At 68.2% G+C, this 13,409-nt stretch carries 13 protein-coding genes; 4 read left to right on the top strand and 9 right to left on the bottom strand.

Annotation, left to right across the window (positions count from 1 at the left end; translation table 11 throughout):
* Window positions 1-27 precede the first annotated feature (27 nt).
* The 8 genes from K307_RS17925 to K307_RS17890 form a co-directional block, all read right to left on the bottom strand.
* A complete protein-coding gene (locus K307_RS17925; protein WP_042880088.1) occupies window positions 28-327 on the bottom strand; it encodes an EscU/YscU/HrcU family type III secretion system export apparatus switch protein in 300 nt (99 codons plus the stop codon).
* A complete protein-coding gene (locus K307_RS17920) occupies window positions 324-1,661 on the bottom strand; it encodes a flagellar hook-length control protein FliK (protein WP_051974949.1) in 1,338 nt (445 codons plus the stop codon). The genes K307_RS17925 and K307_RS17920 overlap by 4 nt, the downstream gene beginning before the upstream one ends.
* Window positions 1,662-1,747: 86 nt before the next feature.
* A complete protein-coding gene (locus tag K307_RS17915) occupies window positions 1,748-2,092 on the bottom strand; it encodes a flagellar protein FliT (RefSeq protein WP_042880085.1) in 345 nt (114 codons plus the stop codon).
* Between the two features lies 1 nt (window position 2,093).
* The gene (gene fliS / locus K307_RS17910; RefSeq protein ID WP_042880083.1) at window positions 2,094-2,528 is read right to left on the bottom strand and encodes a flagellar export chaperone FliS; all 435 of its coding nucleotides are present in this window, start codon (window positions 2,526-2,528) and stop codon (window positions 2,094-2,096) included.
* A gap of 22 nt (window positions 2,529-2,550) precedes the next feature.
* Complete coding sequence (gene fliD / locus K307_RS17905) at window positions 2,551-4,029, bottom strand: flagellar filament capping protein FliD (protein ID WP_042880082.1); 1,479 nt, start codon at window positions 4,027-4,029, stop codon at window positions 2,551-2,553.
* Between the two features lie 57 nt (window positions 4,030-4,086).
* Entirely contained in the window at window positions 4,087-4,458 is a 372-nt protein-coding gene (locus K307_RS17900; RefSeq protein ID WP_042880081.1) for a flagellar protein FlaG, read from the bottom strand.
* Window positions 4,459-4,584: 126 nt separating this feature from the next.
* Entirely contained in the window at window positions 4,585-5,826 is a 1,242-nt protein-coding gene (locus tag K307_RS17895) for a flagellin FliC (RefSeq protein WP_042880080.1), read from the bottom strand.
* A gap of 298 nt (window positions 5,827-6,124) precedes the next feature.
* Complete coding sequence (locus K307_RS17890) at window positions 6,125-6,463, bottom strand: RNA chaperone Hfq (RefSeq protein WP_042880078.1); 339 nt, start codon at window positions 6,461-6,463, stop codon at window positions 6,125-6,127.
* Window positions 6,464-7,344: 881 nt separating this feature from the next.
* Between K307_RS17890 and K307_RS17885 the strand changes: the two genes are divergently transcribed.
* A complete protein-coding gene (locus K307_RS17885; protein WP_042880076.1) occupies window positions 7,345-9,411 on the top strand; it encodes a methyl-accepting chemotaxis protein in 2,067 nt (688 codons plus the stop codon).
* Between the two features lie 169 nt (window positions 9,412-9,580).
* A complete protein-coding gene (locus tag K307_RS17880) occupies window positions 9,581-11,167 on the top strand; it encodes an MDR family MFS transporter (RefSeq protein WP_042880074.1) in 1,587 nt (528 codons plus the stop codon).
* An 18-nt stretch (window positions 11,168-11,185) separates the two neighbouring features.
* Here K307_RS17880 and K307_RS17875 read toward each other — a convergent pair whose 3' ends face one another.
* Complete coding sequence (locus K307_RS17875) at window positions 11,186-12,142, bottom strand: oxygenase MpaB family protein (protein ID WP_042880072.1); 957 nt, start codon at window positions 12,140-12,142, stop codon at window positions 11,186-11,188.
* Window positions 12,143-12,380: 238 nt separating this feature from the next.
* Here K307_RS17875 and K307_RS17870 point away from each other — a divergent pair, with 238 nt between their 5' ends.
* Window positions 12,381-12,662, top strand: coding sequence for a hypothetical protein (locus K307_RS17870; RefSeq protein WP_196251558.1), 282 nt, complete (start codon window positions 12,381-12,383; stop codon window positions 12,660-12,662).
* 294 nt (window positions 12,663-12,956) lie between these two features.
* Entirely contained in the window at window positions 12,957-13,400 is a 444-nt protein-coding gene (locus K307_RS17865; protein ID WP_042880071.1) for a BON domain-containing protein, read from the top strand.
* Window positions 13,401-13,409: the final 9 nt, after the last annotated feature.

The raw sequence follows: 13,409 nt of genomic DNA, 5'->3' as shown, positions 1-13,409 counted from the left end.
AGGGCGGCGCCGGCACGCCGGTCCTGCTCAGCCTGCGGGCCGGAAAGCGGGGTCTGCCGCCTTGTCCTGCTCGAGCTGGTACAGCCAGGCCAGCAGCTCGGCCACCGCGACATAGAGCTGCGGCGGGATGTGGGAGTCCATATCCACCTGCATCAGCAGGTTCACCAGCGCCGGCGAGTCATGCACGTAGACGCCGGCCTCCTTTGCCCGCGCAACGATGGATTCGGCGGCGACGCCGTAGCCTTTGGCGACCACGCGCGGTGCGCTGTCGACATGGTCATACTTGAGCGCGACCGCCGCGCCGCGCGGGAGTTCGGCGTTGCTCATGGCGATGCCTTCGGCGCGCCGGTGCCTGCGACGAACTGAACGAGCTCGATGCCATTGGCGGCAAGGCGTTCCTGCAGCTTGCCGCGGGCATCGTCAAAGCGCGCGGCAACGCCGGAGGCGCCTGCAACCAGGCGCGCCCCGAGGCCACCAGGCGTCAGACTGAGCCGCGCTTCCACCGTGCCCAGTTCGGGCAGTTCCAGCAGCAGGCGCGTCGACCAGGTCTGGATCGCTTGGCCTGCGCGCGCGTCTTCGTCTTCGACCGACTCGCGGGTGATCGCCCACGCCATATGCGTGCCCGGCCAGGCTTCACCGATCCAGCGAAACTGCTGCGAGGCGAGCAGTTCGAGTTGCTGGCGTACCAGTCCCTCGGCGCCCGGATGCACAGCGGGACCGGCGGGCGCGGTGCCGGGCGGAGCGCTGTTCAGGACGTTGTCCTGGTGTTCTGCCGTGCGAACCGGAGCCGGCGGTGTTTCGCCGGCGCGGGCCATGGCCTGGTAGAACTGCGCACCCTGTTGCGGCGTGGCCGAAGGCCCGATGCCGGTTTGCGGGCCATGGGCCAGGCTGCGCGGGGCCAGCGCGCCCTGGTCGGCCGGGCTCGCATCCCGTAGTGATGAGGTTGTGTGGGCTTCCGCCGGACGGCCACGTATTGCCTCTGCCTGCGTCTCCGGCAGTGCCGCGCGCATGGCGAGCGCACGGGCGAGCGTATCGGCGGGGCTGCCGGTGGTCCCGCTCGCGGCCGCACCCGGGTCCGCACCAGAACCAGGACTGATCGCAGCGTCCGGCCTGGCCGCCGGAGCCGGCAGCAGCGCGACCGGCCGTCCCGGTGATTGATCCGGCGCGGCATCCTGCTTCGCCAGCGACGCCTGCGGCTCCTGCCTGACTGCCGTCAGCGTGCGCGCGCCGTTGACCCACTCGGCCAGGTGCGATTCATAGAAGAGGCCACTGTTGCCCACCAGCGCCGCGAGGGCCGTGGGCAACGCGGCGGCCCTTGCAGCGGTAGGCGGCGCCGGCATCAGCGTCGCATTGGCACGCGGCGCGCCTTCCTCAACCCTGCCGAACAGGTCCAGGATGGTACGGGCGGCAAAGCTCAGGGTTTCACGTGTCGAGGTGGTGCCGAGCGGACCGCTGCCAGGGACGGCACTGCCGGCTGTCTGCGCCTGCCGGCCCTGGATGGCGGCATTGCCGGCTTGCCCGGCGTTGCGCGTATTGGCCTCGGTGACATCCGGCGTGGGCAGCAGCGCGGCAAGCTTGTTGACCGACAGGGGTGGCCGTAGTGTCTGCGTATCGGGACGCGGAGTCAGTGCGGCGTCGGGAGGCAGGAGCAGGCCGGTCATGATGTATGCCAGTAAGACGAGAAGTCGCGATCGCGTGGCCGGCAGTCAGCACCCCGGGGGGCTGGGATTGGCTCCCGCGATGCGGCTCAGATGGCCACGCCGTAGGCCTGGCCGAGCTCCTGCTTGCGGCGCGAGCTGCCCAGCAGGGCTTCCAGCCGCGACATCTGCGGCATCACGATCTGGCGAATGGCCGCGTCGTGCGCAAGGATGCGTTCGAGCAGTTGATAGCGGCGGGTGCGCTCCTGCGCGGAGGGCACGGGATGGGGGCCGAGGGCGCGCAGCTGGTTGACCTCCGCCACGTAGACCTGCTGCAGCTCGCTCATCGCGTCCCAGTTGCCGGCGCGCGCCGCCTCCAGCATCTGCTCGGAGAGCAGCAGCAGCTCTTCGTAGCCGCGGGTGACCGGGCTCGACGCTTCCAGTTTGAACGGCATCTCAGTTCTCCATCAGCAGCAGGGGCGTCGGGGCTTGTGTCTGCGCCGGAGGCTGGTCGCCGATCTGCGCCCACGCCGAAGCGAGGTTGGCGAGCAGGCCGTCGACCTCGGTCAGCAGTGCGGGATCGTTGCGCAGGTTGGCCTGCATCAGCCGGCGCGACATATAGTCGTACAGGGCGGCGAGATCGGCGGCGATGTCGCCTCCGGCCTCATGGTCCAGTACCGCATTGAGGCCGTTGACGATGATGTCGATGGCCTTGGAAATGGCATTGCCCTTGGCCGGGATATCGCCGCCATCCATGTGGAAACGGGCGCTGGCGATGGCCGCGCGCGCTCCGTCGAACAGCATGACAATCAGCCGGTGCGGGCTGGCGCTCATGGCCCCGGTCTGGACCCCGACCTGGGAATAGGCGTTGATGGCGTTGCGCGCGTACATGACGATCGGCTCCGGTTAAGACTTACTTGCTGCTCGACGAGTTGTTCAGGGCATTGAACTGCTGCGTCAGGTAGCTGCTGGTGTTCTTCATCTGGGCCATGACCATGTCCAGCTGCGTGAACTGCTTGCGGTAGTTCTCGATGGTGGCGTTGACGCGGATCTCGGTCGCGGCGTACTGGTCGCTCAGGTCCTTGAGGCTGCGGTTGATGCCGTCCGTGGCTGCCGTGAGCGCGCCCTTGCTGCTGGTCAGCGCGGTGATGGTGGTGCTGAGCTGATTGCCGTAGCCGCTCTTGCCGTCTTCATTGCCGAACAGCGCCGCGACCCCGCTGGGGTTCTCGTTCATGGTCTTGGTCAGCTTGGCCGTGTCCAGCGACAGCGTGCCGTCGAGCTGGAAGGTCACGCCAACCTGCCCGAGCGTGGTAATGGCGCTGCTGCCGCTGCCCGGCTGGGGCGTGTTGAGCACGCCGCGCAGCTGCGACTGGACCACGCGCAGCACGGTGTCGCCCGTCAGCGCCGAACCGGTCTGCGAGCTTGGATCGTAGGCCGACAGGCTGGCGGCTGCCTTCTGCAGGTTGTTGTAGGCGGTGACGAAGGCCTGCACGCCGTTCTGGATCGCCGTGTTGTCGCGCTGGACCCCGACGTTGCTGGTGCCGGTCTGCACCAGCGACAACGTCACGCCCTGCACGGCGCCGCTGACCTGGTTGCTCGCGCTCTGTATGGCGATGTTGTTGACGGTCAGCTTGGCGTTCTGCGCGGCCACCGTCTGCTGCATGTTCTGCGCGGCCGCCGGATCGTTGGCGACCAGGTTGGAGAGCGCGTTGGTGCCGTCGCTCGACGTCACCGAGATCTTCATGCTGTTGGTCGCGCCGGTGGCGTTCGAGGTCAGCACCAGGCGGTAGGGCGTGCCCGAGCCGTCATTGATGATGCTGGCGGTCACGCCCGCGTTGGCCTTGTTGATGGCGTCGCGCACGCCTTGCAGCGTGTTGTTGCTGCTGTCGATCTTGATGTCGAAGCCGGTCGAGCCCGCGTTGGCGGTAAAGCTGGCGCCGCTGTACTTGCCATAGGTAGGGCTGGCCGGATCGATGTCCAGCGTGCCGCCGCTGATGGCGCCGAAGTCAATATGGATGGTGCCGGTGCCGATGGCGACGTCCTGCTTGGCCTGGCCGCCGCTCACCAGCGACTGGGCCTGCGCCAGCGCGGTGACATTGATCGCATAGTTGCCGGCCGCGGCGGTATTGCTGCCGGTGGCGGTCAGGACGGCGGTATTGCTGGAGGTCGCGGTGGACGCATTGAAGAAGCTCGGCTTGCTGAGCTGGTTGGCCGTGCCCTGGAACGCTGCCAGCATGCTTTGCAGCTGGCCGTACGCCGACAGCTTGGTCTGGTAGCTGGTCTGCTTCTGCTTGAGCGCCGTCAGCGGTGCCTGTTCGGCGGCGGTGAGATTGTCGAGCAGGGTGCTGAGGTCAAGGCCGGAACCGACGCCAAGGTTAGAGATTGTTGTCATGTCTTCTTGCTCCAGGGTGCTACTTCAATTCTGAGGCCGATGTTCTGCTACCAGGGCTCAGGCAGTCTGGTTCACGAACAGGCCTTGCAGCTGCGTCATGGCATCGGAGATGCGCAGCAGCTCTTCGGTCGGGATCTGGCGGATCACTTCGCCGCTGGCCTTGTCCATCACCTTGGTGATGACGCGGTGGCTGCTGCTCTCGATCTCGAACTGGACGCTGACCGACGCGGTGCGCAAGGCTTCAGTGAGACGTTCCAGCGCGGCGTCCAGCGATGGCAACGGCGGCTTGCCGTTCGCGGCCGAAGTTTCCGGCGCGGCCTGCGCGGCCTCGCCGGCAGGCATGCCGGGGACGCGGCGGTCCTGGCGCCCGGCAGGCTGGTTGGCCAGCGCGGGCGGCAGTACGGACGAAGGGGTAGCGGCAGTAGCCATGATCGTCTGGACTCGTCAGGTTCTTGGAATGCTTTCCCAGGGCCGGAGCCCTGGGGAAACATTCCATGCCGGAGCCGGGCGCGAGGCCCGGCTCCGGCGCTGTGCTTCAGTCGACTAACGTGTCGATTAACGCAGCAGCGACAGCACGCCTTGCGTGGTCTGGTTGGCCTGGGCCAGGACCGAGGTACCAGCTTGTTGCAGGATGTTGGCGCGGGTCATGTTCGACACTTCCGTTGCGTAGTCAGCATCCTGGATGCGCGAACGCGACGACGACAGGTTGGTAACCGTCGTGCCCAGGTTCGAGATGGTCGAATCCAGGCGGTTCTGGACTGCACCCAGCGAGCTGCGCAGGTCGTCCACCTTTTGCAGGGCGGCATCCAGCGTGGCCATCGGGGTTGCCGAAGCGCCGGCCGTCAGGTTGGCGGCGGTCAGCTTGCTGGTGTCGAGGCTGAAGGCGGCGGTGCCCGCGGTGGTGGAGGTGTCGGCGGCTGCCGGGTCCAGAGCCACGTAGGTGAACATCGTGGTGCCGCTGACGGCGCCCGACATGCCTTGGTTCTTCAGGGCCTGGGCTTCGGCAGCCGATGCCGGGGTGATCTGGACTTCAGCGAACCAGTTGCCGTTCTTGTCGACCAGGGCGTTGGCGCCGATCGAGATGCTGCCGGCTGCGATGCCCAGCGTGGTGGCCAGCGTGCCAGCGGTCTTTTCCGAAACCGTGCTGGTCGAGACGTTGGTGGTCGAGCCGTAGGCCTTCTGGAAGTCGGCGACGGCGGCGTCGGCCGTGGTGCCGACCATCGTTGCCGTGCCGCTGAACGTGGCGCCGGTCTTGGCTTGCGGGCCGTTCACGTTGAAGCTCTGCAGGCCCAGGGTCTTGGTGCTGATTTCCTGCAGGTTGATCGCGATGGTCTGGCCGTCTTGAGCGCCGACCTGGACGTTGATGGCCTTGGCGGTCGACGACAGCACCTTCACGCCGTTGAAGTCGGTTTGTGCCGACAGGCGGTCGATTTCCGACATGCGCTGGCCGATTTCATCCTGGATCGACTTCAGGTCGGAAGCCGAGTTCGAGCCGGTGGCAGCCTGAACCGACAGTTGACGGATACGCTGCAGGTTGTTGGTGACTTCGGTCAGCGCGCCTTCGGTCGTCTGAGCCAGCGAGATACCGTCGTTGGCGTTGCGCTGGGCTTGCGTCAGGCCGTTGATGTTCGAGGTGAAGCGGTTCGCAATGGCCTGGCCGGCGGCGTCGTCCTTGGCGCTGTTGATGCGCAGGCCCGACGACAGGCGCTGGATCGCCGTGTTCAGCGACGATTGCGAAGCGTTCATGTTGTTCTGAGTCATCAGAGACAACGAGTTGGTGTTAATGACTTGCGCCATGGTACGACTCCTATATGCAAAGTTTTGGGCATTCCGGCTAGTGCCGTAACGTTGGCTGCCTGCTTTGCAGGGCGTAGAGTGCCTCCGTTGCTTGGGTTATCGACCGGGCTCGGCAAAGGTTTAGAGTGATCTCTGCGATAGTTCGAGGGGTGTCGACGGGCGAACGAAGGGGTCCCGCCGGGTGGCGCGGGACGGGTGGAAGTGCGTGGCAGGGGCGTTGCAGGGGCGTGGCAGGGGCGTGGCAGGGGCGTGGCAGGGGCGTGGCAGGGGCGTGGCAGGCGCGCCGGCGGCGCCAGCCTCAGCGCCGCTTGCGGGTGCGCGGTATATAGATAGGCACGAAGTCCGGCCGGGTCACCGGCGCGGGCAGTTCGGGCACGTCGGCGCCCGGGGTGCCGGGAGCGGCGGCCGGCGTGATCAGCGCAATGGCTTGCTTGTAGACCAGGGTGGGCTGGCTGTCGTCCAGTTGCCGGCCGAGCAGCAGCATGTAGTCGTCCGTGGCCAGGACGATGCCCTGCAGCCGCGTGCCATTGGACAGGTGCACGACCACCGGGGCGCGGCTGTTGGAATGTGCCGCGAGTTGCTGGAACTGCGTCTGTTTGCGGCGAGTTCGCTTGGGCCCGCTTTCCTTCTTCTTCACAACGACTCCGGAAGAGCCCACAAGGGTTCTGGCGGCTGATAACGGTCCGTTGGCCGGCGGCATGGGGAGCGGCACGGCCAAGGCGGCAGGAGAAACATCCGCTCTCGGTACCGGCTGTGGGGCTGGCCGTCGGGGCCACGGTGTCGCCGGGCCCGGCGCTCGGACCCCGGGACGTCACGCAGGTGCCGGCGGTTGGCGCTGCCAGAAGAGAAGGGGAGTACTTCAGGTTCGAGGGTAACAAAGTTTTACAAACCTTGACGGGCGGAGCATCGTTGTGCAACTAGAGGCGCCGCTCTACAAAAAACCTTGCTATCTCGTGCGGGGTATTGTAACAGACTTCGCGTCCGCACAATCTTGCGGTGGGCGAGCGGGCGCGAGCCCAGTCGTGCCATGGAATCTGAGGAAAATCGCCAACCCCTGCTATATGCCCGATGTGGCATCGGGGTGCAAAATACTAAAAGTGCGCAAACAGGCCCTTACTGTCATAAGGGAATCCCCTGAAAGAAACAGGATTTACACCTCATGTAAGCGCGTTTATATTCATCACCAGAGCCATTTGGCTCAAGCAGTCCTGGAAAGCCCACGAGCACCCCGCGCGTGGGCTTTTTTTTTGGGGGGGGGCCACGTCGTTCGGGCCGCGCTCTATGGCGCTGCGGTCAGAATTAACCGACCGTTCGGAATGCCCACCGAGATTAGAAGCCGCCGCGGCTTTGCGCAAACCTCCGAATAGCGGGTCCGAATAGCGGGGGTTTTTGCCATCAATTCTCATTTCCCTTCAAGAAGTGTCCGCTGGACGCCGATAGACCGCCAGCGCTGCCGCTTGGCTGGCAGGACCGCGCTCATACGGACAAAACATATCCAGTTCAGGAGGGAGCGTTGTGATGGCATGGTTCCGAAACCTTGGCGTAGGGGTTCGCATGTCCCTGGCCTTTTTCCTGGTGGTGGTGCTGCTGGTGGGCATCGCCGTGGCGGGCGTGGCTGCCCTGGGCGGCATGAACGACGCGATGCGCATGACCGTGGAGGGGCGCCTGCTGAAGGTGCTCGACCTGAACCGGGTCAAGGAAGACGCGCAGGAGATCGGCATCATGGTGCGCGACGCCACCCTGACCGAAGATCCCGCCATGGCCGCGCAGAACGCAGCGCGCATCCAGGCGCTGCGCAAGGACATGCACCAGGCGCTGGAGGCGATGGTCAAGGCGATGGCCGCGACCGGCCGCGCCGACCTGCAGAAGCGCTTTGCCGACCTGGACGCGGCGCGCCAGGCCTACGACGGCCAGCTCGACATGGTGTTGCGCCAGCTGGGCGCCGGTGCGTTCGCCGGCGCGCGCGCCGCGCTGGTGGTGACGATGCCGGCCGCGCAGGGGCCATATTTTGAGCAGCTCGACGGCATCGCGGCGATGGGCCGTGCCGGCGCGGTCGAGGCGGTGAAGGAATCCGGCGCCAGCTATGCCTGGACCCGCAACCTGCTGCTGGGCATGGCGGCGGCCGCGGTGGCACTGGCCGTGGTGCTGGGCATCGCCATCACCCGCTCGGTCACGCGGCCCGTGCGCCAGGCGCTGAGAGCGGCCGAGGCGCTCGCCACCGGCAACCTGCGCTACCGCGTCGCGGTGCGCAGCCGCGACGAGACCGGGCGCATGCTCGCCGCGCTGGAGCGTGCCTTCGGCCACCTGTCGGGGCTGGTGCAGGGGATACAGCGCGCCTCGGGCTCGATCGAGGGCGCCACGCGCGAGATCTCGCGCGGCAATGCCGACCTGTCGCAGCGTACCGAGCAGCAGGCCGCGTCGCTGCAGCAGACCGCGGCGTCGATGGAGCAGCTCACCTCGACCGTGCGCCAGAACGCCGACAACGCGCGCCAGGCCAGCCAGCTGGCGGTCAACGCCTCGGAGGTCGCTTCCGAAGGCGGCCGCGCCGTGCGCGAGATGGTGCAGACCATGGACAGCATCTCGAAGTCTTCGTCGCAGGTGGCGGAAATCACCGGCGTGATCGAGAGCATCGCCTTCCAGACCAATATCCTGGCGCTCAACGCCGCGGTGGAAGCCGCGCGCGCAGGCGAGCAGGGGCGCGGCTTTGCCGTGGTGGCGACCGAGGTGCGCAGCCTGGCGCAACGTTCCTCGGCGGCGGCCAAGGAGATTGCCGAGCTGATTGGCGGCTCGGTGCGCCAGGTGCAGGAAGGCGCGCGCCAGGCCGAGCAGGCCGGCCGCACCATGGACGACATCGTCGGCGCCGTCGGGCGCGTGACGCATATCATCGGCGAAATCTCGGCGGCCAGCACCGAGCAGACCGCCGGCATCGAACAGGTCAGCCTGGCGGTCACGCAGATGGAAGGCGTGACCCAGCAGAACGCCGCGCTGGTGGAGCAGGCCGCCGCGGCCGCGCACAGCCTGCTGCACCAGGCCGACGGGCTGGTGACCGAGGTCGGGCGTTTCGAGGTGGAAGCGGAGGCGTCGCAGGCGCCGCACGAGGCGGCTGCCGCGATGGCTGCAGCCGTTCCCGTGGCCGCCCCGCGTCCCACCCCGCGTCCCCCGCCGCGCATGAACCCCCGCACCGCCCCGCCGGCCAGGGCCGCGGCCCCGGCCATGCCGGCCGAGCCGGCACCGGTTGCCCCGCGCACCGCGCGGCCCGCGCCGGTACGGGCGCAGCCCGCCGCCCGGGCAACAACCGCCGCCGCGCCCGCACGCCGGCCTGCACCGGCCGCTGCGCAATCCAGACCGCCCGCACCGCAATCCAGGCCAGCCGCCGGGCGCGCGCCGGCAGTCCCCGCCGCGACCCGTCCGCCGGTCGAACGCAAGCCGCAAAAATCCGTGCTGCCTGCGCGGGCGCCGGCCACCCCGACCCGCCAGCGCCCGCCCGTCACCCACCGCCGCCAGGAGCCGGTGCTGCAAGCGGCGCCGCGCCGGCACGCGGGACAGCCCGCCATGGCCGACGCGGGCGAATGGGAAACCTTCTGACTGGGTAGCAGCATCGGCACCGGCACCCCCGCCAGCAACGGCTGCCCGAAGCGCCTACAATAGGCGCTCTCCTTGACTACGCAACAAGAGCAGGCCCGGCCACCACGCAGCGCCCCCGTACCCCAGGTACCGTTGCGCCCGGCCGCGATCCCGCCGTCCGCAGGTGCCCATGACCGCCGTCTCCCCCCAGCCGCCGCAGCCTGCGGCCGCCAGCGCTTCCGCTTCCGCTTCCACTACCGCCTCGCTTCCGCCGGTACCGGTCATGCAGGTGATCTTCGGGCTGATGCTGGCGATCCTGCTGGGGGCGCTGGAGCAGTCCATCGTCGCCGTGGTGCTGCCCGATATCGCATTGCAGCTCAACGGATTCGACAACATGGCGTGGGTGATCTCCGCCTACCTGGTGGCGTCCACGGTGACCACGCCGATCTACGGCAAGCTCTCCGACGTGCTGGGCCGGCGCTCGGTCCTGTCCTTTGCCATTGTGCTGTTCCTGCTGGCTTCGGTCGCGTGCGCGCTGGCGCAGACCATGCCGCAGCTGATCCTCGCGCGCATCCTGCAGGGCCTGGGCGGCGGCGGCCTGCTGTCCGTATCGCAGGCGACCATTGCCGACGTGGTGCCGCTGCGCGAGCGCGGGCGCTACCAGGGCTATGTCAGCGGCGTGTGGGCCGTGGCCAGCATGGCGGGGCCGGTGATCGGCGGCTATCTTGCGCACTTCCTGTCGTGGCGCTGGATTTTCTGGATCAACCTGCCGCTGGCGCTGCTCGCGCTCGTGACCGTGCGTCGTGCGCTGCGCCACCTGCCCGCGGGCGGGCGCCGGCACCGCATCGACTATATCGGCGCGCTGCTGTTCGGCGCGGGCCTGAGCGGCGTGCTGGTGTTCCTGACGCGGCTCGGGCAGGGGCAGTCGCCGTGGCGGCCCGACACGCTGGCGATGCTGGTCGCGGGGCTTGCCGCGCTGGTGCTCTTCGTCTGGCAGGAGCGCCGCGCGGCCGACCCGGTGATCCCGCTGGCCATGCTGCGCGTGCCGACCGTGGCGATCTGCTGCATCACGCTGTTCCTGTGCTTCTTCCAGCTGATCGCCATGTCGGTGCTGCTGCCGCTGCGCTTCCAGGTGGTGGGCGGCGCGCAGGCCGATGCCGCGGCGCTGCGGCTGGTGCCGCTGACGCTGGCGATCCCGTTCGGCGCGTTCGCGGCCGGGCGGCTGATGTCCTGGAGCGGGCGCTACAAGCCGCTGCAGATGGCGGGTTCGCTGGTGGCACCGCTGGCGATCGTGGCGCTCGCCTTTGTCGACCCGCGCTCGGTATGGCTGAGCGCGCTGGTGATGGTGGCGCTGGGCTTCGCGATCGGCCTGCAGCTGCCCAGCGGCCTGGTGGCAACGCAGAACGCCGTGCCGCTGCAACACGTGGGCGTGGCCACCGCGCTGACCGGATTCTCGCGCATGCTGGGCGGCGCGGTCGGCGTGGCGGTGCTGACCACGGTGCTAATCGCGCTGCTGCGGCACGGCGGCGTGGCGATGACGGACCTGGGCGGCGGCGAGGACATCCTGATGCAGATGTTCCACCGCGTGATGGCGGGCGGCCAGGCCGATGGCGATACCGCCGCGGTGCGCCAGGCCGCGGAGCACGCCTTCCGGCTGTTGTTCCTGATGAGTGCGGGGGTATCGCTGCTGGCGCCCTTCCTGGTGGCGCGGCTGCCGGAGAAGGTGCTGCGGGGCAGCCCTGGCAGCACCGCCAGCGCAGCGGCTGCCGCGGAATAGCGCAGCGCAGTCGCGCGCTCAGCCGGCAGGGGCCCCTTCGCCGCGGGCCACGCGTCGCCGCGCGCGTGCCGCCAGGCCGGCTCCCAGCACCCAGCGCAGCGCCGGCGCCAGCACGCGCATGCCGGCCAGCGCGGCGGGGCGCCGTACCGACGGCCCGTCCAGGTCGAGCTCGTGCTGCGCCCACTGCGGCAGCAGTGCAATGCCCGCATCGGCCATGATGCGCACCGCCGGCTGCAGCAGCGGGTTGGCGACCGGCATCCTGCGCACCAGCCGCACTACCTCGCGGGTGCGCTCGCTGGCCTGCAGCTGTTGCCGCATCGCTTCCAGGTAGGCCTGCACGGCGGCACGCGAGCGCGGCACACCGGTGGCGCCCAGCATCAGCGCGATGCGCGCGACCTCGTCGTAGTAGCGGTCCTGTTCGGCCTCGCCGAGCGGTCCGACATAGCGCAGGTAACCCGCCATAAAGCTCGACACCTCGGCCACGTGCACCCATGTCAGCAGCGCCGGGTCCGAGGCTGCATAGTGCCGCCCGTCCGGCGCCACGCCCACCACGCCGGCATGGATGCGCCGCACGCGCTGGATCAACGCCATGGCATCGGCACGGCTGCCGTAGGTGGTGCCGGCAATGAACTGCGCGGTGCGCCCCAGGCGCCCCTGCATGTCGGTGCGAAAGCTCGAGTGGTCCCACACGCCGGCCAGCGCCAGCGGATGCAGCGTCTGCAGCAGCAGCGCGCTGACGCCGCCGGCGAGCATCGAAGGGAAGTCCGCGTGCACGCGCCAGCAGACCGCGTCCGGGCCGAACAGGCCGGGGTCGCCGGGCGGGTTGTCGTAGTCGAGGCTCAGGCCGGAGTTGCTGCGCGTGAGCGCGCGCACGTGCGCGCCGGCACGCTCGCGCAGCTTTCTGGAGAGATGGTCTAGCGGACCGCGCTTGCGCTGCGGAGGGCGGCCGGCGGCGGGGTCGGTAAAGCTGGACAAGAGCGGTGGCGCTGCAAGGAGGATGTCACGGCCAGCATACACGGGATGCGACCGGCGTGCCCAGGCCGTGCCGCCGTCGCGGCTACACAAAAAGGGCCGGGGCCCCCTTGCGGGAGTTCCGGCCTGTCAATTTCCGGCGTATGCCCCTGCGGCAACACCGCATGTTGCTGCCGCACATACCCGGATAGCTGCTGTTGTCGTCAGCTACTGGGGTTGGTTGACTGGCTTACGGCTGGCGTTGTCCGCCCTGACCGCTTTGCTGGCCACCTTGCTGGCCACCTTGCTGGCCACCCTGGCCGCTTTGCTGACCGCTGCGTTGACCGCCTTGCTGGCCCGGTTGCGAGCTGCCGCGATCCTGCTGTTGCTGTTGATCCTGCTTGCGATCCTGGTTACCCATCTGACCGCCGCCTTGTTGTTTATCTGGCTGTTGTTGGCTGCCGCGTTGGCCCGTCTGCGACTGTTCCTGTTGCTTCTGGCCCGACTGCGATTGACCCGGCTGTTGCTGCTGTCCCATTGCTAGTCTCCTTGGCGCGGCGAACTGCCGCATAGCCTGTTTCGCAATCGCCATGCCAAGCACGACAGCACCCGCGCGCCGCCCGTCCCGGGTCGCATGGATCGGATAAGGCACTGCGGCAGGTAGTCCGGTTTTACAACAGGTGGCCCGATTTACACACGCGGAGCGTCGTAAGGCATGCGTGACGGCCCAAGGTCACGCGGGTACGGAGCTTGCACAAAAATGCCTTACCAGTGGTTCGCGCGGCGTGCGAGTCAGGCGTAGCGGCAAACGCACTGGGAACCCGTACAGGAGAAAGCCATGCGAATTCCCCGAACCTCCGCGCGCACTTGGCGGATGGCCTGTGTATCCGCAGCGCTGGCGGCGGCTGCCGGCAGCGCGCTGGCACTCGACAAGAGCGGCCTGATCTTCGTTGCGGCGGACAATGCGCCCGCGGCGCCTGTCAATTCCGCACCGGGCATGCCCGGACGCGCCGACCCCGATCGCGGTGCCGGTCAGGACGAGAGCGTCGACAAGGCCAAGCAGGCGGTCGAGGACGGTGCCATCACCACCAAGATTAAGACCAAGCTGCTGGCGACCAAGGATCTGAAGTCCACCGACATCCATGTGAAGACAACCAATGGCAAGGTCGATGTGACCGGCACGGTGCCCAGCAAGCAGCAGCACGACATGGCGCTGGATGCGATCCGTGGTGTGGAGGGCGTGTCGTCGGTGAATGACAACTTGAAGGTGTCGGCGCGGTGAGGGGGGGCA

It is taken from the genome of Cupriavidus necator A5-1, assembly GCF_000744095.1.
GTDB classification, from domain to species: Bacteria; Pseudomonadota; Gammaproteobacteria; order Burkholderiales; family Burkholderiaceae; genus Cupriavidus; species Cupriavidus necator_A.
This window is presented reverse-complemented; position numbering and strand designations above follow the sequence as displayed.

Bases quoted from the DNA above. Each gene is read 5' to 3' on its own strand.
- K307_RS17925 (WP_042880088.1), bottom strand. From the start codon at position 327: ATGAGCAACGCCGAACTCCCGCGCGGCGCGGCGGTCGCGCTCAAGTAT.
- K307_RS17880 (WP_042880074.1), top strand. From the start codon at position 9,581: ATGACCGCCGTCTCCCCCCAGCCGCCGCAGCCTGCGGCCGCCAGCGCT.
- K307_RS17865 (WP_042880071.1), top strand. From the start codon at position 12,957: ATGCGAATTCCCCGAACCTCCGCGCGCACTTGGCGGATGGCCTGTGTA.
- K307_RS17920 (WP_051974949.1), bottom strand. From the start codon at position 1,661: ATGACCGGCCTGCTCCTGCCTCCCGACGCCGCACTGACTCCGCGTCCC.
- fliS (WP_042880083.1), bottom strand. From the start codon at position 2,528: ATGTACGCGCGCAACGCCATCAACGCCTATTCCCAGGTCGGGGTCCAG.
- K307_RS17915 (WP_042880085.1), bottom strand. From the start codon at position 2,092: ATGCCGTTCAAACTGGAAGCGTCGAGCCCGGTCACCCGCGGCTACGAA.
- fliD (WP_042880082.1), bottom strand. From the start codon at position 4,029: ATGACAACAATCTCTAACCTTGGCGTCGGTTCCGGCCTTGACCTCAGC.
- K307_RS17885 (WP_042880076.1), top strand. From the start codon at position 7,345: ATGGCATGGTTCCGAAACCTTGGCGTAGGGGTTCGCATGTCCCTGGCC.
- K307_RS17900 (WP_042880081.1), bottom strand. From the start codon at position 4,458: ATGGCTACTGCCGCTACCCCTTCGTCCGTACTGCCGCCCGCGCTGGCC.
- K307_RS17895 (WP_042880080.1), bottom strand. From the start codon at position 5,826: ATGGCGCAAGTCATTAACACCAACTCGTTGTCTCTGATGACTCAGAAC.